This window comes from Alphaproteobacteria bacterium (genome assembly GCA_016722515.1).
GTDB lineage: Bacteria > Pseudomonadota > Alphaproteobacteria > Rickettsiales > JADKJE01 > JADKJE01.
Genome location: JADKJE010000002.1, coordinates 40,196 through 62,860 on the forward strand (window position 1 = coordinate 40,196; position 22,665 = coordinate 62,860).

A 22,665-nucleotide genomic window follows, 5' to 3' on the forward strand; every position below is an offset into this window, starting at 1 on the left:
CCTTTGTTGTGAAGTTCTACCAGTATCCCATAATGAGCCGGCATTTGCAAATGCCTACTCATATTATTTCACCATTTCCTGAAGACGCATCCGCGCCAACGGCAATTCGCGGTTGCGTGGCATGTAAATATTTTTTGTCAAAAAGAACGCCATCACGGATAATGCTTCACGCAACTGCTCCTGCGATTCATCTGCGCATGAGATGTCTATACAGGCGCGGGGCAAAGGCAGCAATCGATCGTGATACGGCTTGCCCGCTTCACGGCTGACGGCACGTCCTGTTTTAGGCGATATATAGACCAAATCATCGGTTTTTTCTGTTACAGCACAACTGCTTAAATCCAAACCAAAGCCACTATCTTGCAATAATTTCATTTCCAACTCCACATAAGAAGATGGCCATCGCTTTTGTGTTTTAAGTGCCTTCAACAACGCCCAAGACGTTTCAAATAATTCAGGATTAGGATCACGCTCAGGTAATGCGGTTGCCAATAAGGCAGCCATCGAACCAAGCACATGTATAGCTTGATGATCCCCCAGGACACACGAAGCAATGTCCTCCACCATTTCTGCGCTGATGGTTCCTAAATGTTCCAAAAGCCTGGCCTGCCAATGAATCCGCAGCCGATTACCCGGCTGGTAGAGAGAACGATTTTTTTTGGAATGGACATATTTAACCATCCCATGAAACACCCCATGATCACGGGTCAGCATCACTAGCACAGCCGAACTTTCACCATATTTGGACGTTGAAAGGACGATCGCCTCGTCCTCAATAAACATTATTCAACCGTCACGGATTTTGCCAGATTACGCGGCTGATCGACATCGGTTCCTTTAAAGGACGCCGTGTGGTATGCCAGCAACTGCACCGGAATTGCATACACAATCGGGGTGATAAACGCATGCATCTGCGGCAAAACTACCGGACAGACTGGCAATGCTTCAAACGCAGAAACATCGCGCTCATCCACCAACGCAATAACATCGCCGCCACGCGCTACGACTTCTTGAATATTAGACAGGGTTTTTTCAAATAACGCATCGTGTGGGGCAACCACAATCACCGGTACCGAGGGATCAATAAGCGCAATTGGTCCATGTTTTAATTCACCAGCAGCAATCCCTTCCGCATGGATATACGAAAGCTCTTTCAATTTAAGCGCTCCCTCACACGCAAGAGGATAGGACGTGCCCCTGCCAATATAGAGAACGCTATAGGCATCCACTAATGCACGTGAGATATCAACAAACTCATCTTCACGCTTGAGAATTTCACTCATTTTAGCAGGAATTCCTACCAAAGCCTGTTGGTATTCGGTTACCTCAGCAGGCGATAACGATCCACGTTCGCGACCGATAGCTAAACTTAAACATGCCAGTACGGTCATCTGTGTGGTAAAAGCTTTGGTGGAAGCAACGCCAATTTCAGGCCCAGCAAGGGTACGCAAGACAGCATCAGCCTCATGAGCCATGGTGCTTTCTTCCGCATTCACAACCACTAACACATGCTGTTTATTTTCTCTGGCATAACGCAAGGCAGCCAGCGTATCGGCGGTTTCGCCCGACTGCGAAATGAAAACAGTCAAACCTCCAGGAGATAGCGGCGGGCATCGGTAGCGAAACTCAGAAGCAACATCCACTGAAGCCGGAATTTTAGCGACCGACTCCAACCAGTATTTAGCCACCAATCCTGCGTAATACGATGTTCCACAGGCAACAATCGTTACCCTATCAACATCTTTAAGTGAAAAAGGTAATACTGGCAGGGCAATTTCACCACTGGTTGGATGCAGGTAATAACTCAGTGTTTCAGCAACAACGGTTGGCTGTTCATGGATTTCTTTTTGCATAAAATGGCGGTAATTTCCTTTGCCCACCATGTCACCCGATACGGATGACATACGCACCTGTCGCTGAACGTTGTTACCGGCTGCATCATAAAACTGCACCGAATCGCGGCGTACCACCACCATATCGCCTTCTTCCAGATACGACAAACGTTTGGTATAAGGGGCTAGCGCATAGGCATCAGACGCCACATACATTTCGCCTTCACCATAACCAACCGCCAGCGGCGATCCACGGCGTGCGCCAATTAATAATTCTGGATCATCTCGAAAGAGGATCGCCACAGCAAACGCACCCTGTAATCGGGCCAAAGCAGCCTGTGCCGCTTCGATGGGTGACTTTCCCTCTTTGATATATTGAGTAATCAGGTAAGGAATAACTTCGGTATCGGTATCACTGTTAAAATGATGGCCCTTAGCCATTAATTCCTGCCGTAATGCCTGATGATTTTCGATAATTCCATTATGCACCACAGATACCAACTCCGAGCTATGTGGATGGGCATTGTTAATGGTCGGTGCACCGTGAGTAGCCCAGCGTGTATGGCCAATCACTATACTTCCCTGTAATGGCTCTTGAACCAGCAACGCTTCAAGCGCTGATAATTTTCCCTGCATCCTCCGACTGACCAGATATCCCCCCGCAGACGTTGCTACCCCTGCTGAATCATATCCCCGATATTCCAGGCGCTTCAGTCCATCCACAACAGCCTGAACTACATTTTTATTACTGACAATTCCGATAATACCGCACATAGCGTTTTTCCTATTGAGACAATGTATGGGATGAATATTCTTGCATGAGTATAACCGTTCACAAGCTCCGCTGCAACAAGCATACGGTTAAATCATCTTCCAGTTTCTTGCTGTAGTAATCCTGGAAGTGCTGGATTAATAGATCCAGCGCTTGTTTGGTGGTCACTTTAAGTTCTCCATGAACTAACTGCTCCATATAGTGTTGGATTTTTTCTTCTGTAAAATAAATACCCCTGCTGTCTTCTGTTTCAATCAGCGCATCACTATAGAGCATTAAGCTACTGCCTTTAGGGAATTCAATCTGCTGCGTCTGATAATTGGCAGAAGCAGTAATGCCTAGAGGAAATCCAGAACCATCAAGTACACGGCATTGGCCTTTATCCTCATACCAGACAAAAGCATTAGGCGACGCCGCGCACGCATAGGATAATTGATGAGTGGCAATATCAAGAACGCCATAAAACATCGTAGCAAAATTTCCTTTGGGCAAAATCTTCAACAGCAATGTATTAATCTGTGTCAGGTAGGCGCCTGGATCATCATTTACATTTGGATGTTCTTGCAAAATCGTGTTCAGTCTAAATGTATTAATGGCGGCCATCACTCCGTGGCCAGAAAAATCCACCATATAAATCGCTAATTTTTCTGCAGTGAGAGTCTGAGCTCCCCACATGTCACCTCCCAATATGGCTGAAGGCTCAACATAGACTCCCATATCAACAGCATATTCATCACGAAGCCGTTGCAAGAATGCGGCATCAGGCAAGAGTGATTCCTGTAGATAACCAGCTTCATTTCTTTCGGTTTTCAGCATATAATTGGCGTAATCCAGCTCTTCACCTATGGCTTGGACTTCAACATATTTACCAATACGGAAGCCTATTTCTTCTTTGCTTGGCATGATGTTGATAATATCATCGACTTCTAAGGAAAATATATTTTCACTTGTTGGATATTCGGGGGACAACATAACGATAATGCCAATCTTTCTTGCATCCCGATGCTGCCTTGCCAGATGAACAAATAATCCCAAATCAATCTGGGGCAATCCTGATTGGATAAACACCAGATCAACATGGTATTCAAAGAGTTTGTCGAGCGCTTCATTGCTTGATGTGGCTATGGAAATCTTGGAAAAGCCTTTTTCAATAAGCGCCTCCTTCATAAGGATAAGCTGCTGGTCATCCTGACTGGCTATAAGAATAGAAAGATCGCGAAGCATAAGCACCAATTGCTGGATTAATTATGATTTTTAAAGGTAGCGGTAATAGCCTGCCCATTATTGGAAATAGAAACCTTGTCTGCTACCGCTTCAATGAGAGCGCGTTTTTCATCATCGGTTTCTTCTACCCTAACTGCAGGATCAATCGCTACGGTGAAGCTAACATTCTCAGCATCGCCGTCGATCACGACAGTGATTCTTCTTCGACCATATCCAATATCAGCTATACGCGTGTAGAACATGTCAAAAAAGATAGGCAAGTCGGATAATTCTTTAGCCCAGGGGCATAATTCAAGATTATAGATAATCCCTCGCAATATACCTTCATGCAACGCCGTAATTATTTTTTCCCGCTTTAAGGGATTTAAGGCAAAGCCAACCTCAAATTGATCAATCAGCACATGAGCAGCATCGATGGCTGTAAACGTGCGCGTTGTCAGGCAAACCGTAATACTATTCACCGAATTTTGAAGAGACTGGTTAATGGTTTGTGATACTTTATCGGCATCACCTCCCACCTCCACATAACCGCTGAATGCCATTTGCGACAAACGCAATAAATCACGCTGGGTAATTTGCGGAACCAAAACCACCCGACCACGACCTTCAGAAAGTCCCGGCAACTCTTTTTGAACGCGCGTGCATTTGCTTTCAATGGCTTTAATAGTCTGGTCATCTACGTGATAACTATGAAGACGCATAGAATTTCCTCTACCAATCTATTCCACAATCTGGAACAAATCATAAAATCGTGACACTTTAAACATTTTCTTGATTTGACCATTTGGGTTGCGCAAGGTCAAGCCAACGGATACTTTTTCTGCTTCATCACGTAAAAGCAGCAAAATTCCCAAAGCCGCCGAATCAATAAACTCGGTTTCTTTAAAATCAAAAACCAAATTTCTGACATCTTTTTGATTCAATAACGAAAACATTGAACGAAACACCTGGTGATCGGCAAAGGTAAATTTGCCTTTAATAAATACTTCCGATGTATCGCCAATCATGCTTTTACTGTAGTCCATAATCCCCCCTCTGTACAAAACGACGTTGAATCAGTATCACCAAAGTGTGTTAATGGATCGTTAAGATTGGAAGCCACTTGTTTTTTCAATTCTTTAGAACGCTTCAAAAGACAAACAGCTGCCTACCCAATTTAATAAACCCATTGCGGTTTGATGTTGATTCTCTTACACTTGACTAAGGGAGTTTGTGCATGAAATGAAAATGCACAAAATGATTTGAAATTCATTGAAAACACGAGACAGTTATGAGCGCAGCGCCAGGACAAGTAAAAGAAAAAGATTCAAATGTTCAACAGCAGACGGCTACGTTAACCATTGGCGACAAAGTTGCCAAACTTCCTATTTACACAGCCTCCGAAGGTCCTGATGTCATTGATGTACGCAACCTCTATAAGGATACCGGCTATTTCACGTATGACCCTGGCTTTATGTCAACCGCATCGTGCCGTTCACACATCACTTATATTGATGGGGATGAAGGCATTTTGCGTTACCGTGGTTATGATATAGCCGATCTTGCTAAAAACAGTAATTTCCTGGAAGTCTCTTATTTGCTTTATTATGGTGAGCTGCCAACGGAAGACCAATTTAAACCGTTTAAAGATCATATTCGTCGCCACACCATGGCCCATGATCAAATCCATTCTCTCATTAAGGCGTTTCCCCGATCGGCCCACCCAATGGCCGTCATGGTGGGAGCAGCAGCATCGTTATCTGCATTTTATCATGACCAGCTTAATATTCATGATCCCCGTCACCGCGAATTGTCAGCATTGCAACTGATTTCAAAGATGCCTACGCTGGCTGCTATGGCCTATAAATATTCCGAAGGACAACCCTTCATGTATCCGCAAAATAATCTTGGTTATGCCGCTAATTTTATCCATATGATGTTTAGTACTCCGTGTGAACCTTACGAGGTATCGCCTGTATTAGCCCGTGCGATGGACACTATCCTTATCCTGCATGCCGATCACGAGCAAAATGCCTCAACATCAACCGTACGCCTTTCTGGTTCTACAGGCGCCAATCCATTTGCCTGCATCGGCGCTGGTATTGCATCACTCTGGGGACCAGCGCATGGTGGGGCTAATGAAGCTGTAATCCACATGCTTGAAGAAATTGGCAGCGTTGACCGCATCCCTGAATTTATCAAACGAGCTAAAGATCCAAATGATAATTTCCGCCTGATGGGTTTTGGCCATCGCGTTTATAAACATTATGATCCTCGCGCCCAAGTAATGCGTGAAACCTGCTATGAGGTTCTCAAGGAAACAGGTGATGCACAATCACCTTTGCTTGAAATTGCCATGAAGCTCGAAGAAATAGCTCTCAGTGATGAATATTTCATTTCTCGGAAACTCTATCCAAACGTCGATTTCTATTCCGGTATCATTTACCGTGCGATGAAAATACCGACACAAATGTTCACGGTACTCTTTGCTATAGCCCGTACAGCAGGCTGGATTGCTCAATGGAAAGAAATGATTGAAGATCCTGAGCAAAAAATCGGCCGTCCACGCCAGTTATTCTGCGGCGCTACACCACGCACCTATGTTGGCATGGACAAGCGTAAATAAGCAGTTTATTGGTCATAATCATTGTTCTCCGCCACGACAAAATTCCATCGTCCTCAGCTCACTTGGGCTGGGGACCCAGCGGCTTCTTAACAACACTTGCAGCAATAGAGAAAAAGCACGGCGTTTGAGCCGAAGATGGAGGCGCTTGGTGCAAGAAGCGGGGAGTTTGGAGCAATGCCCCGCAAACCTCCCCACAGCGTTTATGGCAGGATTTGACCCTACTTGGCTACGTTATTTAACCTTAGACCACACGCGCACTTTAGCAACGTAGAACATAATGGTGAATAGAGCCATAAACAGCAGGACTTTTAAACCAAGGCTTTTACGATGTTCCATTTCGGGCTCGGCAGTCCATTGCAGGAAATTAACAACATCCTGTGCCATTTGATCAACACTTGCAACGGTCCCATCTTGATACGTAACCGCCCCTTCTGCAAGGGGAGCTGGCATAGCAATCTGGCCACCTGCAAAATATGGATTATAATGCATGCCTGTATTCATTTTCATATCCGCAGGCGGCTGCTGGAATCCGGTCAGCAACGAATACATATAATCAGCACCTTCATGACGCGCCTTCACCATCAACGATAAATCAGGAGGATAGGCTCCGCCATTGGCTGCACGCGCGGCCTTCTCATTAGCAAACGGTTCAGGAATACGATCCGATGGGCGTGCAGGGCGATCAAACATATCTCCGGCATCATTAGGCCCATCTTGAACTTTATACGTTGCAGCAAGGGTTTTCACTTCATCTTCTGAAAAACCTAAATCCGCTAAATTACGGAAAGCCACACGTTTGAGTGAATGGCATGAAGAACACACTTCCTTATAAACCTGAAACCCACGTTGGGCAGCTTGTTTATCAACCCTGCCCAATGCACCCTTAAAAGACCACTGTATCTCTTTTGGTTTCAAGGCATGGCTCATGGTGGAAGCAATAGCAGGTATAGCAACTAACGATGCGGCAACTGCTACCAGAATTCTGGCTTTCTTATTCATACGACCCTCAATTATTTCTTATTTGCTTTACGCTTTTCAATATCGGCACTGATGGATTCTGGTACCGGCCTTGTTTTTTCAATACGAGGCAGGAACGGCAAGACTACCAGGAAATAAGCGTAATAATAGACGGTTGCCAAACGCGCGATCAGAACGAAGATTCCTTCAGGCGGTTGCGAGCCCAGATACCCAAGCAATATACCATTAGCGATGAATAACCAGAAGAACGGCTTCAACATTGGACGATAACGGCCACTGCGTACTTTCGATCGATCCAACCATGGAATAAAGAACAGAATCAAAATGGCACCAAACATCATGATAACACCACCCAGCTTATCTGGAACTGCACGCAGAATCGCATAGAACGGCAAGAAGTACCATTCAGGGACGATGTGCGCCGGAGTTACCATCGGATTAGCGGGGATATAATTGTCTGGATGCCCAAGGCTATTGGGTGAGAAGAATACAAAATAGAAATACAGCAACAAGAACACCCCAATTCCAAAATAATCCTTGATCGTGTAATAAGGATGGAACGGGATAGTATCCTTAGGCGTTTTCACTTCAACACCGGTTGGATTGGTAGAGCCATGGACGTGCAAAGCAATCACATGGAAGACAACCAGGCCTAGAATAACAAATGGCAACAAATAATGCAGGGCAAAAAACCGGTTTAAGGTCGGATTATCAACCGAAAAACCACCCCACAACCAGGTAACGATTTTATCGCCTATCACTGGCACCGCCGAGAATAAATTGGTGATTACAGTAGCCCCCCAGTAACTCATTTGTCCCCACGGCAACACATATCCCATAAATGCAGTAGCCATCATCGTCACAAAAATGATAATACCAAACCACCATATGAATTCGCGCGGCGATTTATAGGAACCATAATATAAGCCACGGATAATATGGGCATACACCACCAAGAAAAACATCGATGCACCCACGGCGTGCATATAGCGCAGCAACCACCCATAATTTACATCACGCATAATCCGCTCAACGCTGTCAAACGCATGATCCACATGTGGAGTATATTGCATAGCCAGAATAATACCGGTCACGATCTGAAGTACCAACGCAATACCGGCTAAGGAGCCAAAATTATAAGCATAATTTAAATTACGAGGAACCTGATATTCCTGCTGGTGCTTCATAAAACCAAATATCGGAAAACGATCTTCTATCCAGTTTTTAATGCCTTTTCCATTTTTAGAAACGTGCTGATGAGATGCTGTCATGGATCATTAACCTATACGAATTACATTATCACTAGTAAATTGATACTCTGGAACCAGAAGATTCTTAGGAGCGGGGCCTTTGCGGATCCTTCCGGAAGTATCATATTGGGAACCATGGCACGGGCAGAACCACCCATTATAATCTCCAGCATACCCAACCGGCACACAGCCAAGATGCGTACAAACACCAACAGCGATTAACCATTGTTCCTTGCCTTTTTTAACGCGGTCTTCATCCTTTTGCGGATCGATCATTCCAGCAAGGGGAGCTTCGCGGGCGGCTTTAATTTCAGCAGCAGTACGATGGCGGATAAACACGGGTTTCCCCCTCCACATAACGGTAATGGCCTGGCCTTCAGGCACAGAGCTGATATCAACTTCGGTTGAAGACAATGCTAGCACATCGGCAGAGGGGCTGAGCGAATCAACCAACGGCCATACCATAGCTGCAGCGCCCATACCAACCATGGTGTTAGCAGTCAAAACGATAAAATCCCGACGAGTCGGTTTATTGAGTGTAGGAGTTTGTGACATCGAATTTCTCTTGATCTTAGATTAGATAAGTTCTAAGTGGATTTATATTCAATAAATTGACAAAAATCTAGCAAAAACTCACTTACCACCCCCACTTATTCATCATTAAGCAGCTCTCCCCCTCGATGAAACGACTTTACTTTTGCTAATTTGGCGCATAGATTCCATAACTTTTAGTATAAACCTAACATTGAACTATTAATTTTCATTTATCTTTGTAGTACAAAACAGCATACCTTTAAAATCAATTCTAATTATGTAGAACCTATCGCATGAAACAATCCCGGACCCTCGAAGACCTCACTAACGTACCCCCCCTTACCACCAGCACACGCGAAAGATCCCATTCCGCTCCTGCTCTGGAAAACGGCGTTGATACAGATTTCTCCCTTAGGATTCTTAGGAATGCTATTGAAGAAAAAAACTGGAATTATGTAAAAACATGCACGCTATTCCAAGTTCACAAACGCGACATTATTCAAGATCTTATGGCAAAAGATTCTAATTATGTGTTGATAAAAGGCCTATGGGACAATCAATTAATTAACCATCACGACCTATCACATCCCATTGAATATGCCTTGCATGCACACACAAAGCGTAACCAACTTGACAAGGTTATGTTGCTTCTTGACATGTTTCCTAATGAACTTAGGCAATATTGTGACTTTGAAGTGCTTGAACATGCGGTACGATATGCTCTTAAAAGAAAACAGCTTGATATAAATCTTGATTTAATCGAAGAAGTTGTCAAAAAAACCGATAATCCACAAATGACCATTGATGCCATCGTCATGTGCAATCAGAATCCTGCGCTGCACGCACGAATTTCAGATTTGGCCCTAAAAAAAATGTTCATGGCAGATATTTCCAACTACCACATAGAGTGCTCGACCTTTCTTAATAAGTTTCCACTGGAAGCAGTGGCCTATCAGCTTAAACATACCCGACAAAGGGGTCACGCTTCAACATGGAATCATATGGTGAGTTATGTGTTAGAAAAAGCAGCCAAAACCCCTAACTTACCCGTTAGAACACTCTTTTTAATTAACAGCTCACTGCCTTGTCTTGAAATTTACGATGTAGAGATGCTTGAATATATTTGCAAACCTCACCTTCGGCATGTGGTCACGCTAGAAGGGATTCAAGGCATCCTCGGCAGCGCCAAGCAATTGCTTGAGGAATATATTACAGATCTCAAGTCTATTTGCCAGCCCCTTCAAAAACAAACCAAACCCTTTTTAGACCAACTCACGGAGAGAAAAATCTTGAAAGGCAATGATGAATTTATCAAAGAATTTAATGAGTCTTTCCATGACTTTCTAAAGAATGATGAACAACATCAAAGCATTTCCTCTTATAATATCAATGCGTTCGCGATTAAGCAAGCGCCCCAGGTTTTTAACTTTATTAACCATACTTTTTTATTATGCCATTGCCTTAATCCTAACCTTACAACGCCGAGGAAACTAGACAGAAAGGCTCCTAATCTGAGAGAAACGGTAGGGCAACTTCCTACTTATTATGATTTAGCCAAAATCCCTCTAGCCGATGAGTCTATCAACAAGCCATTTGAATCACTGATTCGCGATAACCTTGCTCTTTGTTGTCAATTAATTCAGTTAAACATAAGTGAGGATATTTTTAATCGCACCTGCTCCCGCATACACAACAACAGCGACGAAGCTTCGACCATTCTTTTTCGTTCATTTGATAATATTAAAGAATCAATGACGTGTTTTGTAGAAACGATAATAGAGATTTCAGACCTAACAGCCTGGATTGATACCGTTTCAGAAATTCTAGAATCTGTAGGGACGCGGCCCAGAATAATTGAGAAACTACCACCTTTAGTTGAGGAACGCCCCCCTCTTTGGCAAACCAGCGTGGCAGAAGGCCGTAAATCACCATCACCAGTTGAACGGTCCTTATGAGTTAACCTGGCTTACTCGTTGAATTTGCTTGATCTTAGTTCTGTTTTGAGCAATTTTTAGTCTATTGCTTTCCCCATAACCTATCACGCACATTTATGATCCGATTAGCCCTTTACCAAGTTGATATCCCACAAAATCTGGGCACTTTAATTCGCCTTGCTGCATGTATGGATATTCCTATGGACATCATTGAACCATGCGGCTTTCCTTTTGATGATAAAAAATTTAAACGCGCGGGTATGGATTATATCGATTATGCAGCGCTGCATCGCCATCCTTCCTGGAACGATTTTCTAGCCTGGCGAAACACGCAGCCGGCTTATTCACGTATTATTTTATTATCGACCAAGGCCACCACCCCCTATAGTCAATTTCAATTTAAGCCAGGTGATATCCTCATGGTCGGCCGCGAGACCGCTGGCGTTCCAGAATCTGTCCATGCACATGTGGATGATGCTGTGATTATCCCCATGTATAACCAGATGCGCTCCCTCAACGTAGCCGTTGCCGCTTCGATGGTTGTAGGGGAGGCCTTAAGACAAACTGGGCATTTTGATAGAGCGTAAATTAAACGTTTCGTCCGACCGGATTGGCTTTCAATGCAATATTCATTAATATCTGCTGACATAACAAGGCGGCTGGCATTCCTGTTTCCTTGCACATTTTTTCGGTCTGCACCAGCGAGCGGACCACTTTAATTAACGTTGCCGCCTTCCAGCGTTGAATCTGTATTTGAAATTGGGGAGCATATTTAAAGAAAATGGGTGGCTTCATGCGGGCTATCGCATCTTTGGCAGAAATCCCCTGCTCAATCGAGCAGCGTGCTTCTAAAAGACGATTAACATAGCGCAAGACAGCACGTATCACAGCAATCGGCTGCATTCCCTCATAAAATAAACGTGATAACATGGTTTGAACCTGGGCATGCTCGCCTTTCATAACGGCAACAGCGAGATCATCCAGCGTTGCTTCTGCTGCATCGCCCACCACGGCCTGGGCATCATGTAATTGGATCAGTTTTTCGCTGCCTTTATAGGTAATTAATTTTTCAATTTCACTCAGCGCCTGCAAGCGATCACCAGAAAAAGATTGTTGGAGGTACGTTACAGCATCCGCTGAAATTTTATACCCCTTACTGCCCAACTCATCCTCAATCACTTTTCGCAACGCTGCACCTTCTTCCTGGTAGCAAGCAAGCGCTGCCGCATGCGGTTGTGATTCACACCAGCTGCGCAACGTTGACTTAGGCGGTAAATCACCGGCTATAATAACAATCAACGCATCCGTTTTTACCTGTTCTAACACTTCCTGAATTGGTTTAGATAACGAAGGCAATGCATTGGTAATCCGAATTAAACGTCTTCCACCCATCATGCTGATAGCCCCCATTTCATCGGCAAGCCTTGCTGGATCATCTTTAATCGAATCAAACGTCATGGTCGCCATACGGAATGGATCATCAACCTGGCCAATCACTTTATGAATCATCCCTTTGGCACGCACACTCACCAACCCGGTATTAGGGCCATATACCAATACAACTTTAATGGAGTGAAGTTGTGATGCGATAAATTGTTCAATTTGTGTAGGGTTTATTTTCATAGTCTCCCCCTGATACCGTTCCCGTTTTTTCTTCAGCACTTTCGCTTGTTTCTTCTTTTTCTTCTTTTTCTTCTTTTATTTCCGCGCCACTTACATGGTTCTCTTGTTTTATCACCCGTTGCTTTTCATCATAAAACACCGACAACAACCGTAATCTAAATTTTTCGGCGATATCCTGCCCGATATGCAATGTTTCATTTTCCTGGGCAGTATAGGTACCAAACTCCGACTCCAGGCGGTTATAACTCCCTTTGGTTTTAATGGAGCCTTTATCGAGGATGGTTCCCGTTTCTCTATTTTTAAGAACATATTCCGCTAAAATCAGCATCTGTACACTGGCCGCACTTCGGTCTGGACGAATAGCAAAGGGATCTTCGGTTCTGGTAAGTTTGATGTCTAACGTATATTTGGGTGTAACATCAAGCGATTGAGGGTTAAGTAGATCCTCTAAATGCGTCCGCACATTATGACCCATTCTATCGGCAATGGGATTAACCTTAATAGCAGCCAGTTCATTGACCGCTATACCGTTATCAACCGATGCCCTATCTGTTGATTGAGTGCCATAAACCGGCGCAAAATAACCGCAAGCAGTCAATATTAAGCAACCCCCTAACGCAACAAGCCTTTTTAAACAAGGTTTCATACCACCACTATGTTCACAATTCGATTAGGAACAATGATACACTTTTTTACGGTCTTGTCACTGAGGAAAGCCTGCACTGTTGGAACAGCAAAGGCTGCTTTTTCTACTTCAGCATCAACGGTGTTGGGTGGCACTGAAATCGTACCGCGCAATTTTCCATTCACCTGGATTGCCATTGTTATCTGGTTATCCACCATCAATGCTGGGTTCGCTGTTGGCCACGTGCTATTAACCAGCCACTCGCGGTAACCAAGCATCGACCATAATTCTTCTGCCACATGGGGAATCATCGGCGAAAATAATTGGACAATGGCATCCATGGCTTCATAAACAACCGCGCGCGCTTGTTCATCTTCAAGCGGATGGGTCATCACATCATTGGAAAGTTCACGTATTCTGGCAACCGCTCGGTTAAAATGGAATTGTTCCAGATCTTCCGATACCGCATGAATGGTTTTATGCGTTTTGGTTCGCAAAGCCAGATGCTTATCCAGCGTGATGGTTTCAATATCAATAATCGGACGCGGATGTTCCTCTACCAATTGCGCCACAAAACGCCACAACCGATTGACATAACGCCAGCATCCATCGACGCCAGCATCGCTCCATTCCAAATCACGATCCGGTGGACTGTCAGACAACATAAATAATCGCGCAGTGTCTGCACCGTAACTGGTAATGATATGGGCGGGGTCGACCACATTCTTTTTTGATTTACTCATTTTCTCAATGCGGCCGACCGTAATAGGTTCACCGGTTTTAAGATGCACATAACCTGTTTTAGCATCGCCTTTGAGATCATCAGGTGATACCCACTTGCCTTGCGGGTCTTTATAAGTTTCGTGGCACACCATCCCTTGCGTCAATAATCCGGCAAAGGGTTCATCAATGTTAAAACAACCGCAATCACGTAATGCTTTGGTGAAAAAACGGGAGTACAGCAAGTGCAGTACCGCATGTTCAATCCCACCAATATACTGATCTACCGGCAACCATTTTTGTGCCAGCTCTCCTTCAATTCCTTTATCGCTTTTAGGCGAACAGAAACGTGCAAAATACCAGGATGATTCAAAAAACGTGTCAAACGTATCGGTTTCCCGCTCTGCCTGACTACCACATTGAGGGCAACGCACCTGCTTCCAGGTAGGATGGCGTGCTATGGGATTGCCTGTGCCTTCAAAATCGACATCCTCAGGCAGCGTCACGGGTAAGGCATCTTCGGAAACCGGCACATCACCGCAATGAGGACATAAAATCATGGGAATGGGGCATCCCCAATAACGCTGGCGAGAGACTCCCCAGTCGCGCAGGCGGTAATGGATGGTTTCTTCACCTAGGTGTTTGGCAACCAATTCAGCGATGGCTCTTTTTTTGGCTTCCTCTACCGTTAACCCATTGAGGAAGGACGAATGAATCATCACGCCGTCTTCTGTATGGGCTTCTGTTCCAATCGTCACAGAGGCAGGATCCACACCTACGGGCGCAACGACGGGCAGGACCTTCAAACCATATTTTCTGGCAAAATCCAAATCGCGCTGATCATGTGCAGGGCAGGCAAAAATAGCGCCGGTTCCATAATCCATCAAGACAAAATTAGCAACATACAGCGGCAGTTCGATTGAAGAATCAAACGGATGAACGACTTTATAGCCGGTATCAACGCCTTTCTTTTCCTGTGTTTCTATCACTTCAGTGGCTGTACCATGCCGACTGCATTCTTCGATAAAAGCAGCAAGCTCTGGGTTGGATTGGGCCATTTGTAATGCCCAGGGATGTTGAGGCGACAGGGCGCAAAAACTAGCACCAAAAAGAGTATCGGGCCTGGTCGTAAACACTTCGAGCTTTTCATCCCAGCCTTTTACCACAAACCAGACTTTAGCACCGAATGATTTGCCAATCCATTTTTCCTGCATTAATTTCACTTTTTCAGGCCAACCGCTTAAGGTAGAAAGCCCTTGCAATAACTCCTCAGCATAATCGGTAATACGTAAGAACCATTGCTTTAATTTGCGCTGCTCAACCACAGCACCCGACCGCCAGCCACGCCCATCAATCACCTGTTCGTTGGCCAGGACAGTGTTATCAACTGGATCCCAATTGACCGTTGCTTCTTTACGGTAGGCTAAGCCTTTTTTATAAAAAGCCAGGAACATTTTCTGTTCATGTTGATAATATTCAGGGGCACATGTGGCAATTTCGCGATCCCAATCATAGGAAAAGCCAATCGATTTAAGCTGCTGGCGCATATGCGCAATATTACTGAATGTCCATTGAGCCGGATGGACTTTATTTTCAATGGCGGCATTTTCCGCCGGCAAGCCAAATGCATCCCATCCCATCGGATGCAGCACCTGGAATCCTTTTGCCTTTTTATAACGGGCAACGACATCGCCAATCGCATAATTACGTAAATGGCCCATATGGATTTTTCCGGATGGATACGGAAACATTTCCAGCACATAATAGGACGGTTTGTCCGCCGATTCATCAACGGTAAAAACCTGTTTATCGTCCCAGGCCTTTTGCCATTTTTTTTCATTTTCACGAAAACTGTAATTCTCAACAACTGCCATATATTACCTTTTGAACAGATCCATCCAGGAACACCCTAAAGACGTTTATCTATTATCGATCACATACAGGGAGTTGATCTGGGATTATTTGCTATTGATATCTTTGATTCTTAATTCACGCGCTCTGGTTAGTATCTTGTTTTCAAGATCTCCCGAAATAGACGGGTCAACAGCACTGTCGCGCCAATTATGTTTATCATCCAATGCCTGCTTAAAAGCAGAAACCTTAACACCATTAGCATTAAGTTGTTTATCTAAAATCGCAATATTCAATTTGAAACGCTCATTGGGAGTCGATGGATCTTCATACCAGTCGGTAATGATAACGCCACCAAACGGATCCGCCGAAACTAATGGCATAAAAGAAATCGTATCCAACGTTGCGCGCCACAAATAGCTGTTAACGCCGATAGAAGGACCACTGCTTGTGCCACTATCTCCACGTTTTTTCTTGCCGCCAAAGCTTATTCCTTCATCCCCAGTAAGCTTACCGTTTCGTAAGCGGCGAACATCTTCTGGGTCTTGAGGATAGGAATGACTGACATCAAGATCGGCTGTTGAACAACCAATCAATGTGTGCATCGCAAAAACTAAGGATAAAATTGCAAATAATCTTTTCATATCCCCCATACATACCGAAATATCTCCGATTTGTCACGCAGATTTTTAAGTACAAATAAAAAAGGGCAGCCGAAGCTGCCCTTTTCGTCGACAATTCTATTAAATTAGAAGGTCAATTCTGTACCAGCTAACCATACTGAACCGTCGTTATCACCACCAGCACCGTTCGCATCGGTTTTGGTGTTGAAGAAGCTAACTTCAACATAAGGAACGAATCCAGGAGCCAATTGGTAGTCAGCGCCAAGAACTAAATTTTGGAAATTGTTGTTAAAGCCAGCAGAGTCGGCATATTCACTGTCGAGATAGGTAACACTAACAGCAGCAGGGCCAAAAGCGTAAGCACCACCCAATGTCCAGTAATTAGCATCAAGACCGTTGAAAGCAGGAGCATCTACGATCTGGCTTTTGTTCCAATCACCATAAGATCCACCAACGGTGAAGCCCATGTAAGAAACGTTAGCACCAGCAGCCCAAGCTTTCAAGCTACGAGTATCATTGTTTTCATCTTTACCTGTTTCACCAGTTAATGACGCAGCAACGCCAACATCACTGAATTGGCCGGTATAGTTAACACCACCGCTCCACACGTTATGATATTGGAAAGAGTCGTCGTTTGCAGAGAAACCAGCAGCTGTTCCAGCATCACCTTGATCATTGGTGTAGCTCACGCCAGCTTGGAAACCAGCGATACGTGGTGTGTAGTAGCTGATTTTGGTAGCATCTTCAGTGTCGCTTTTCTCATGTTGAGAAGGCAGATCTGGATGGATGATATAGTTACCATCAGCAACGCCTGAAAAAGGATAGGCATTTGTACCTGGTTGAACGTTAGCATAATAGTACCAATCACCATCAATACCACCGGTAGCACGTGCGAAGGTTGAAGCATCAACTTTCAAGATGTGCTCAGCACCAGACATATTACCGAATTCACCACGTCCCCAAGCTGTATCAACAAAGAGGAAGGTTTTATCAGCATTAACGCCATCGCTATCACCGTCTTCAGTAACGTCAGCATTCAACTCGATAACACCACCGTAACCGATGCCATTGTCTGTTTTGCCGTCAACTTTAACGTGAATTTCGGTATCGTTCAAGAAGTGAGTTTTACGAGAGTAATTACCGGTCTCGTAAGAATCTTTCTGGCTTGAATGACCAACTTGGAAATTTAAGAAGCCACCAACAGTAACTTCAGGTCCAGCAGCCATAGCAGCACCAGCGTACAATGACACTGCACCAACTAAAGCTGAGGTTGCTAAAAGAATTTTATTCATAATCACGACCTTTAATAAATGATTAAACACACAATTGCAGGACGATAGCCCTGACAATTAAATAAACTTTATCAGCTCACAAGGGGCCATACCAACACTATTTAATATTTTCTTCGTGCAAACCCAACCTTACTTTACATCTGTTGCATAATTGCCACAAACCCCCTCCAAGGGCATCTATTCTAATCAATTACGCACCCTATCTCGATATTACACCCCTTATCATTGCAGCCCCCTCCACCCCCGTATTTAATAAGGAGTTTATATTTTTGTGGCTAATGCCGCCAAGGGCAATAACGGGGCAGCGCGATTTCTGCACTAACTTCCGCAACACCATGAATCCAAGCGGCCGACCCCCTTCGTGGCTTTGGGTTCTAAAAACAGGAGAGACTAACAGAAAATCAAGCGGTAAGCGGTTTGCCTGGGCAACTGCGTATTCAGTATGAGCCGATGCCGAAAGATACCAATGGCGATGCTGGTATCGCCACCAAAGGGATTGCCGCATCAATTTTTCTGGAAAATGACAGCCATCGGCCCCCACAACATCGGCCAATCTTCCATCTCTTGCTACCATAACAGGTATACGCCGCGCATGGCCGAAGCGAACCAATTCCTGCGCCCATCCACATCGATTAGGGCATTCATAATCCCGCACGATGATCAAATCGACATCAACCGCGCCACCCAACTTGGCTTTCAGGAATGCGCGATTCGCTTCATCGGCGATTAGTACCTTTAAAAATCGGGGTTGTTTTGCTTTACTTTTAAACATTTTCGTGTCCATATGGGATGATCATGTCCGCCCATATTTCATTTATTTTTTGCCAGCCTATGGAAAGCATACACACACACTTTATCCGAATACAAGAGCAAATAACACAAGCCGAAAAAGAATCATCCCGCCCTCCACACGCGGTCAGGCTCATGGCAGCAAGCAAACAGCAACCCATCGACATCATCGAAGAAGCCATTAACGCGGGCATGAATCTGTTTGGTGAAAACAAAGTGCAGGAAGCCCAGGCCAAATGGCCTGCTCTAAAAGAAAAACACCCCCATATTCAATGCCATTTGATTGGCCATTTACAGAGCAATAAATGTGATGAAGCAGTGGCTCTGTTTGATTGCATCCACTCACTCGACAGCATTAAACTGGCTGAATGCTTAAAAAAATCCATGACCAAGCAAAACAAGGAAGTTCCTTGCTTTATCCAGGTGAATATTGGTGAAGAACCCCAGAAAGACGGAGTGTTGCCAGCAGAACTCCCTGCCCTCATGCAAGCCTGTCAGGCACTAGCACTTCCTATTATCGGCCTGATGTGCATTCCTCCCGAAAATGAACATCCCGATCTTTATTTTGCCCTCTTAAAAAAGCTGGCAGATCGCTACCAGCTTAATCAGTTGAGCATGGGCATGAGCCACGATTTTAATACAGCCATTCGATTTGGCGCCACCATCATACGTGTGGGAACGGCGCTGTTTGGTAAGCGGGAAACCCTGGTCTAAGCCCGTTTAATAATAGGTTAAGTAATGTGGAATTTAGCTGGGTTCCCACTCTTCTTGTTTTCGTCGGCTACTGAGATTTGAAATTTCAGATCATTATAAATTAATAGGTTATTGAATGATAAAATTCGTTTTGGGTGTCTTGCCGAGATTTGGTATGTTCCTTTGATGTACATGCGATCCTAGAAGAATAAGAGCGATAGATCCTCAACTGAGATTATTTTCAAAGCATAAAAGGGAGGCGCAGTACTCCCCGTCACCCCTCCTCTGGTAACGAGGGGTGGCCAAAGGCCGGGGAGGTGGGAAGGCAACATGCTGTCATTCAATGATTCTATTAAAAACAAAACCAAACAGCCTCACATTTGGCAGAAGTCAGGAAAAAAGTTGATCGATCTCTAAAACCTCGTTTCGGATGTCCCATTGACGAAGACAGGAGAAGGTGCTTCACACCTGCCATAATGTTTGCCTCTTGTGCCGGACTTGGAAAAGCCATAACTGCACGCCGCTCGGACCTGTTTAATATAAACAGGTAACTTGCTATTGCTTTTTAGTGAAATGCAAGAGGGCGTCAGTGTCCTAAAATAGGACCAGCCCCTTTCTCCCCCAACCACTCAATAGTGGTAGCGGCATTGGATGATATTCAAGGTATCATTATCAACCCTGTATACTAAACGATGCTCATCACTGATGCGCCTCGACCAGAAACCAGAAAGGTCAAATTTTAACGGTTCTGGTTTTCCTATACCATTACAGGGATCCCTCTTGATATCTTTAATTAACTTATTTACCTTTTTCAGAATCTTTTTGTCGTAATCCTGCCAGTAAAGATATTCTTCCCAACAGTGGTCAGTAAATGAAACTTTGGTTATCTTACTCGCCGTCATCCAACTCTCTCACTTGCGTTTGCCCACTATTTAGTTGCTGTATCGACTCAATTAAGCGGGAGGCATTCGCAGGGCTTCGAACAAGATAGAAGGTCTCTTGGATAGAGTTATAGTCCTCAAGCGACATCATGACAACAGGCCGCTCATTCTGGCGTGTGATAATCGTTGGGGCATGGTCATCACATACCTTATCCATAACATCCTTAAAGTGATTTCTTGCTGATGTGTAGCTTATAACTCGCATGGTACGCCCCCAACTATAAGTACTTATTTTAGCACATGTACTTATTTAGTCAATAGCTTCAATCTTCGAAACCTATGGACCAGGCCGTTTCGGATAGGATATGTTCCGTCTGATAAAAGCTTGGATCGTCCAAATCATGCTTTGTTTCTATTTTAATGGGTGCTATACAAACAATCTTGGCAATCTGACTTGGCTCAAAGTAAATTGCCATCCTCTCTCCCAACCGACGTACTGTATTTGCATATCCACCTACAAGCGTATCGTCACCGAAGCCGATGCATAAATTTCATCATCCCGCTCCGTCACAAATGAAGGAGATGTGATTGGTTGAGAATAAGTAAGGCCAATATTTAAATAAGGACTTTGGATATTGATCCCCGTTGCCCAACCACTTAAATAGCCTTTGCCACGCCCGCCATTGGCTTCTTTGCCACCCATATCACGGATCATCCCATTATCATATGCCACAAACGGTTGGATAGATCCAATAACTGACTGATACCATTCCTTATCACTTAACGGTGGCAACACAAACGATAATTCATTACGCAGATAAGCGCCGCTATCACCGGAAATGCCATTTTCTTTAAAACCACGCACACTATATTGATCGCCAATAGCTAATTGTTCCTGACTGTAGAGCGGATCAAAACTATACTGCCCTTGCGCATTACCACAATAATTGAGGGCAAACGACCCAGACAACGGCACTGGATGGCAATAATTAACATCTGCCGTGAATTTCTGAAACTGCGCACGCGGGTTCACTGATGTTAATCCGCTACCATCTTCTTTGGCACCAAAGGCATCTAACCCTTGATGATAGGCCATAGCTGAACTCAATGTATGGCCGTTATAATGATAACTGTGATCTAGCGTTAGCGAGGCAACACTCAGGCTACGGCTGCTATTATCGATTTTAACATCTTCGATAAAATTTTCGCTTTCTTTTAAATCAAGCCTTCCCGCAAGCGAAAGTTTTTGGGTTTGCGAACGATAGATCAAGCGACTGAGATCGACCGAATAATTATCGGTATTACCTGAGGTAATAAAATCGGTTACCGAGCCATTGATGGTGCTTTCATATTCGGAGTATGTGGCATTGGATGAGAAGGTCCAATAACCGTAGGGAACAGAGACATACAAACCCGCACTGCGGCTGAGTTTACCACTGGTGGAATCGGGATTTTCTGCATAATTCAGCGACCAGAAATCATTGACCCCAATCAGGTTATCACGATACAACGTACCCTTCAGTCGATATTCTCCGGTTGATTTTTGGCCAGCATTATCGGCCCCCAATACAAACCGTGTCTGATGTTGTGGGGTATTGGACAACGAAACAATGCTGCTGCCTTTTTCTTTACCAGGCAATAAATCCATCGTGGCGTTGTTAGACGATAAACGCCCCATTTGATCAAGCCCCTGTTCTAAATCACGCAGATTCAATAATTCGCCCCGCTTCATTTGCGGAAAAGCGGTTGCTACCTGCCATTGATCTTGCGTTGAGTTCTTATTCAATTGAATCGCTTCGAGTTTTCCTTCTATCACTTGCAGCTTTAATGAACCTTGATGCAAATCCTGTTTTGGTACGTAGACACGGGTAGTAATATACCCTTTGCCAACATAATAAGCGGTTACTTCTTTCACCAATGACTGTATCGACTGCACCGATATGCACGTGTTAATATAAGGAGCCACCAGTTGTTGTTGCGTTTGGGCATCCACTTTAGCTGCCCCCTCAAGCGTGATGGTTTGCACCTCAAAGCAACGGTTTTTATTTGCACCTGTAGCCGAAGGCTGCTGAGGAATATCTATTTCGATATCCGGGCTTTGCTGTTCGTGCTGATGTTGCTGTTGCCATTGATCAAACGCTTTATCCTGTTGTTGCAAAATACGATTTTGCTGCTCAATGGCCCTCTGCTCGTCCACAGGAGGAATTGCAAATCCTGGCGAAGGAAACATTAGGCACAGGGTAATGAGAAAACCAATACATCTTGAATTTGAATAAACAATCATAATAATCTTTCTTAATGACATTAAATAGAGGGTGCATAACAATAGCAATCATTCACCGATGATTCAATCACAAATTTGCAAAATAGCCTTGTAAATTTCAACCACAGATGTTATTAAGAAAACCTTGTTATGGAAAATGCCCCTTAAATACGGGT

The 22,665-nt window shown here is 44.3% G+C and carries 21 protein-coding genes; 4 read left to right on the plus strand and 17 right to left on the minus strand.

From position 1 onward, the window contains the following. Nucleotides 1–63: 63 nt before the first annotated feature. The 5 genes from recO to IPP74_04960 are packed head-to-tail and all read right to left on the minus strand — an operon-like array spanning nt 64 to nt 4,853. Entirely contained in the window at nt 64–783 is a 720-nt protein-coding gene (gene recO / locus IPP74_04940; protein MBL0318621.1) for a DNA repair protein RecO, read from the minus strand. After that, complete coding sequence (glmS, locus tag IPP74_04945; GenBank protein ID MBL0318622.1) at nt 783–2,606, minus strand: glutamine--fructose-6-phosphate transaminase (isomerizing); 1,824 nt, start codon at nt 2,604–2,606, stop codon at nt 783–785. The genes recO and glmS overlap by 1 nt, the downstream gene beginning before the upstream one ends. A 58-nt stretch (nt 2,607–2,664) precedes the next feature. After that, a complete protein-coding gene (locus IPP74_04950) occupies nt 2,665–3,828 on the minus strand; it encodes a fused response regulator/phosphatase (GenBank protein ID MBL0318623.1) in 1,164 nt (387 codons plus the stop codon). Between the two features lie 17 nt (nt 3,829–3,845). Then, the gene (locus IPP74_04955; protein MBL0318624.1) at nt 3,846–4,529 is read right to left on the minus strand and encodes a hypothetical protein; all 684 of its coding nucleotides are present in this window, start codon (nt 4,527–4,529) and stop codon (nt 3,846–3,848) included. A gap of 18 nt (nt 4,530–4,547) precedes the next feature. Then, nucleotides 4,548–4,853, minus strand: coding sequence for an STAS domain-containing protein (locus IPP74_04960; GenBank protein ID MBL0318625.1), 306 nt, complete (start codon nt 4,851–4,853; stop codon nt 4,548–4,550). A gap of 245 nt (nt 4,854–5,098) precedes the next feature. Here IPP74_04960 and IPP74_04965 point away from each other — a divergent pair, with 245 nt between their 5' ends. Further along, nucleotides 5,099–6,433 (plus strand): citrate synthase, encoded by a 1,335-nt coding sequence (locus IPP74_04965; protein MBL0318626.1) that lies wholly within the window; start codon nt 5,099–5,101, stop codon nt 6,431–6,433. Nucleotides 6,434–6,664: 231 nt separating this feature from the next. Here IPP74_04965 and IPP74_04970 read toward each other — a convergent pair whose 3' ends face one another. Genes IPP74_04970 through petA form a run of 3 tightly spaced genes read right to left on the minus strand, consistent with a single transcriptional unit; the run spans nt 6,665 to nt 9,216 of the window. After that, on the minus strand, nt 6,665–7,432 hold the full coding sequence (locus IPP74_04970; GenBank protein ID MBL0318627.1) for a cytochrome c1: 768 nt from the start codon (nt 7,430–7,432) through the stop codon (nt 6,665–6,667). Between the two features lie 11 nt (nt 7,433–7,443). Then, nucleotides 7,444–8,682 (minus strand): cytochrome b N-terminal domain-containing protein, encoded by a 1,239-nt coding sequence (locus tag IPP74_04975; protein ID MBL0318628.1) that lies wholly within the window; start codon nt 8,680–8,682, stop codon nt 7,444–7,446. 6 nt (nt 8,683–8,688) lie between these two features. Next, nucleotides 8,689–9,216: a ubiquinol-cytochrome c reductase iron-sulfur subunit gene (gene petA, locus IPP74_04980; protein ID MBL0318629.1), complete on the minus strand. Its 528-nt coding sequence runs from the start codon at nt 9,214–9,216 to the stop codon at nt 8,689–8,691. A 272-nt stretch (nt 9,217–9,488) separates the two neighbouring features. On the opposite strand from petA, the gene IPP74_04985 reads away from it, so the two are divergent. Together IPP74_04985 and IPP74_04990 are read left to right on the plus strand one after the other, a co-directional pair. Continuing rightward, complete coding sequence (locus IPP74_04985; GenBank protein MBL0318630.1) at nt 9,489–11,150, plus strand: hypothetical protein; 1,662 nt, start codon at nt 9,489–9,491, stop codon at nt 11,148–11,150. A gap of 95 nt (nt 11,151–11,245) precedes the next feature. Next, the gene (locus IPP74_04990) at nt 11,246–11,716 is read left to right on the plus strand and encodes a tRNA (cytidine(34)-2'-O)-methyltransferase (protein MBL0318631.1); all 471 of its coding nucleotides are present in this window, start codon (nt 11,246–11,248) and stop codon (nt 11,714–11,716) included. A 1-nt stretch (nt 11,717) separates the two neighbouring features. On the opposite strand, the gene IPP74_04995 is transcribed toward IPP74_04990, so the two are convergent. The 6 genes from IPP74_04995 to IPP74_05020 form a co-directional block, all read right to left on the minus strand. Further along, nucleotides 11,718–12,752: a DNA polymerase III subunit delta gene (locus tag IPP74_04995; protein MBL0318632.1), complete on the minus strand. Its 1,035-nt coding sequence runs from the start codon at nt 12,750–12,752 to the stop codon at nt 11,718–11,720. Further along, entirely contained in the window at nt 12,727–13,350 is a 624-nt protein-coding gene (locus IPP74_05000; GenBank protein ID MBL0318633.1) for a hypothetical protein, read from the minus strand. The genes IPP74_04995 and IPP74_05000 overlap by 26 nt, the downstream gene beginning before the upstream one ends. Nucleotides 13,351–13,394: 44 nt before the next feature. Beyond that, on the minus strand, nt 13,395–15,971 hold the full coding sequence (locus IPP74_05005) for a leucine--tRNA ligase (protein MBL0318634.1): 2,577 nt from the start codon (nt 15,969–15,971) through the stop codon (nt 13,395–13,397). Between the two features lie 84 nt (nt 15,972–16,055). Then, nucleotides 16,056–16,592: a DUF3576 domain-containing protein gene (locus tag IPP74_05010; protein MBL0318635.1), complete on the minus strand. Its 537-nt coding sequence runs from the start codon at nt 16,590–16,592 to the stop codon at nt 16,056–16,058. A gap of 104 nt (nt 16,593–16,696) precedes the next feature. Continuing rightward, nucleotides 16,697–17,863 carry a porin gene (locus tag IPP74_05015; GenBank protein MBL0318636.1) on the minus strand — a complete coding sequence of 389 codons (1,167 nt, stop codon included), beginning with the start codon at nt 17,861–17,863 and terminating at the stop codon, nt 16,697–16,699. Nucleotides 17,864–18,062: 199 nt separating this feature from the next. After that, the gene (locus IPP74_05020; GenBank protein ID MBL0318637.1) at nt 18,063–18,635 is read right to left on the minus strand and encodes a thiamine phosphate synthase; all 573 of its coding nucleotides are present in this window, start codon (nt 18,633–18,635) and stop codon (nt 18,063–18,065) included. Between the two features lie 59 nt (nt 18,636–18,694). On the opposite strand from IPP74_05020, the gene IPP74_05025 reads away from it, so the two are divergent. After that, nucleotides 18,695–19,366 carry a YggS family pyridoxal phosphate-dependent enzyme gene (locus IPP74_05025; protein ID MBL0318638.1) on the plus strand — a complete coding sequence of 224 codons (672 nt, stop codon included), beginning with the start codon at nt 18,695–18,697 and terminating at the stop codon, nt 19,364–19,366. A 608-nt stretch (nt 19,367–19,974) separates the two neighbouring features. Here the strand turns inward: IPP74_05025 and IPP74_05030 are convergent. The 3 genes from IPP74_05030 to IPP74_05040 form a co-directional block, all read right to left on the minus strand. Beyond that, complete coding sequence (locus IPP74_05030) at nt 19,975–20,247, minus strand: Txe/YoeB family addiction module toxin (GenBank protein ID MBL0318639.1); 273 nt, start codon at nt 20,245–20,247, stop codon at nt 19,975–19,977. Next, complete coding sequence (locus tag IPP74_05035; protein ID MBL0318640.1) at nt 20,234–20,491, minus strand: type II toxin-antitoxin system prevent-host-death family antitoxin; 258 nt, start codon at nt 20,489–20,491, stop codon at nt 20,234–20,236. Before IPP74_05035 ends, IPP74_05030 begins: the two co-directional genes overlap by 14 nt. A 249-nt stretch (nt 20,492–20,740) precedes the next feature. Further along, nucleotides 20,741–22,510 carry a ShlB/FhaC/HecB family hemolysin secretion/activation protein gene (locus IPP74_05040; protein ID MBL0318641.1) on the minus strand — a complete coding sequence of 590 codons (1,770 nt, stop codon included), beginning with the start codon at nt 22,508–22,510 and terminating at the stop codon, nt 20,741–20,743. Between the last annotated feature and the right edge of the window lie 155 nt (nt 22,511–22,665).

What these genes read in the sequence shown, in the direction of transcription:
- recO (MBL0318621.1), bottom strand. Translation starts at nt 783, where the DNA reads ATGTTTATTGAGGACGAGGCGATCGTCCTTTCAACGTCCAAATATGGT.
- glmS (MBL0318622.1), bottom strand. Translation starts at nt 2,606, where the DNA reads ATGTGCGGTATTATCGGAATTGTCAGTAATAAAAATGTAGTTCAGGCT.
- IPP74_04950 (MBL0318623.1), bottom strand. Translation starts at nt 3,828, where the DNA reads ATGCTTCGCGATCTTTCTATTCTTATAGCCAGTCAGGATGACCAGCAG.
- IPP74_04955 (MBL0318624.1), bottom strand. Translation starts at nt 4,529, where the DNA reads ATGCGTCTTCATAGTTATCACGTAGATGACCAGACTATTAAAGCCATT.
- IPP74_04960 (MBL0318625.1), bottom strand. Translation starts at nt 4,853, where the DNA reads ATGGACTACAGTAAAAGCATGATTGGCGATACATCGGAAGTATTTATT.
- IPP74_04965 (MBL0318626.1), top strand. Translation starts at nt 5,099, where the DNA reads ATGAGCGCAGCGCCAGGACAAGTAAAAGAAAAAGATTCAAATGTTCAA.
- IPP74_04970 (MBL0318627.1), bottom strand. Translation starts at nt 7,432, where the DNA reads ATGAATAAGAAAGCCAGAATTCTGGTAGCAGTTGCCGCATCGTTAGTT.
- IPP74_04975 (MBL0318628.1), bottom strand. Translation starts at nt 8,682, where the DNA reads ATGACAGCATCTCATCAGCACGTTTCTAAAAATGGAAAAGGCATTAAA.
- petA (MBL0318629.1), bottom strand. Translation starts at nt 9,216, where the DNA reads ATGTCACAAACTCCTACACTCAATAAACCGACTCGTCGGGATTTTATC.
- IPP74_04985 (MBL0318630.1), top strand. Translation starts at nt 9,489, where the DNA reads ATGAAACAATCCCGGACCCTCGAAGACCTCACTAACGTACCCCCCCTT.
- IPP74_04990 (MBL0318631.1), top strand. Translation starts at nt 11,246, where the DNA reads ATGATCCGATTAGCCCTTTACCAAGTTGATATCCCACAAAATCTGGGC.
- IPP74_04995 (MBL0318632.1), bottom strand. Translation starts at nt 12,752, where the DNA reads ATGAAAATAAACCCTACACAAATTGAACAATTTATCGCATCACAACTT.
- IPP74_05005 (MBL0318634.1), bottom strand. Translation starts at nt 15,971, where the DNA reads ATGGCAGTTGTTGAGAATTACAGTTTTCGTGAAAATGAAAAAAAATGG.
- IPP74_05010 (MBL0318635.1), bottom strand. Translation starts at nt 16,592, where the DNA reads ATGAAAAGATTATTTGCAATTTTATCCTTAGTTTTTGCGATGCACACA.
- IPP74_05015 (MBL0318636.1), bottom strand. Translation starts at nt 17,863, where the DNA reads ATGAATAAAATTCTTTTAGCAACCTCAGCTTTAGTTGGTGCAGTGTCA.
- IPP74_05020 (MBL0318637.1), bottom strand. Translation starts at nt 18,635, where the DNA reads ATGTTTAAAAGTAAAGCAAAACAACCCCGATTTTTAAAGGTACTAATC.
- IPP74_05025 (MBL0318638.1), top strand. Translation starts at nt 18,695, where the DNA reads ATGGAAAGCATACACACACACTTTATCCGAATACAAGAGCAAATAACA.
- IPP74_05030 (MBL0318639.1), bottom strand. Translation starts at nt 20,247, where the DNA reads ATGACGGCGAGTAAGATAACCAAAGTTTCATTTACTGACCACTGTTGG.
- IPP74_05035 (MBL0318640.1), bottom strand. Translation starts at nt 20,491, where the DNA reads ATGCGAGTTATAAGCTACACATCAGCAAGAAATCACTTTAAGGATGTT.
- IPP74_05040 (MBL0318641.1), bottom strand. Translation starts at nt 22,510, where the DNA reads ATGATTGTTTATTCAAATTCAAGATGTATTGGTTTTCTCATTACCCTG.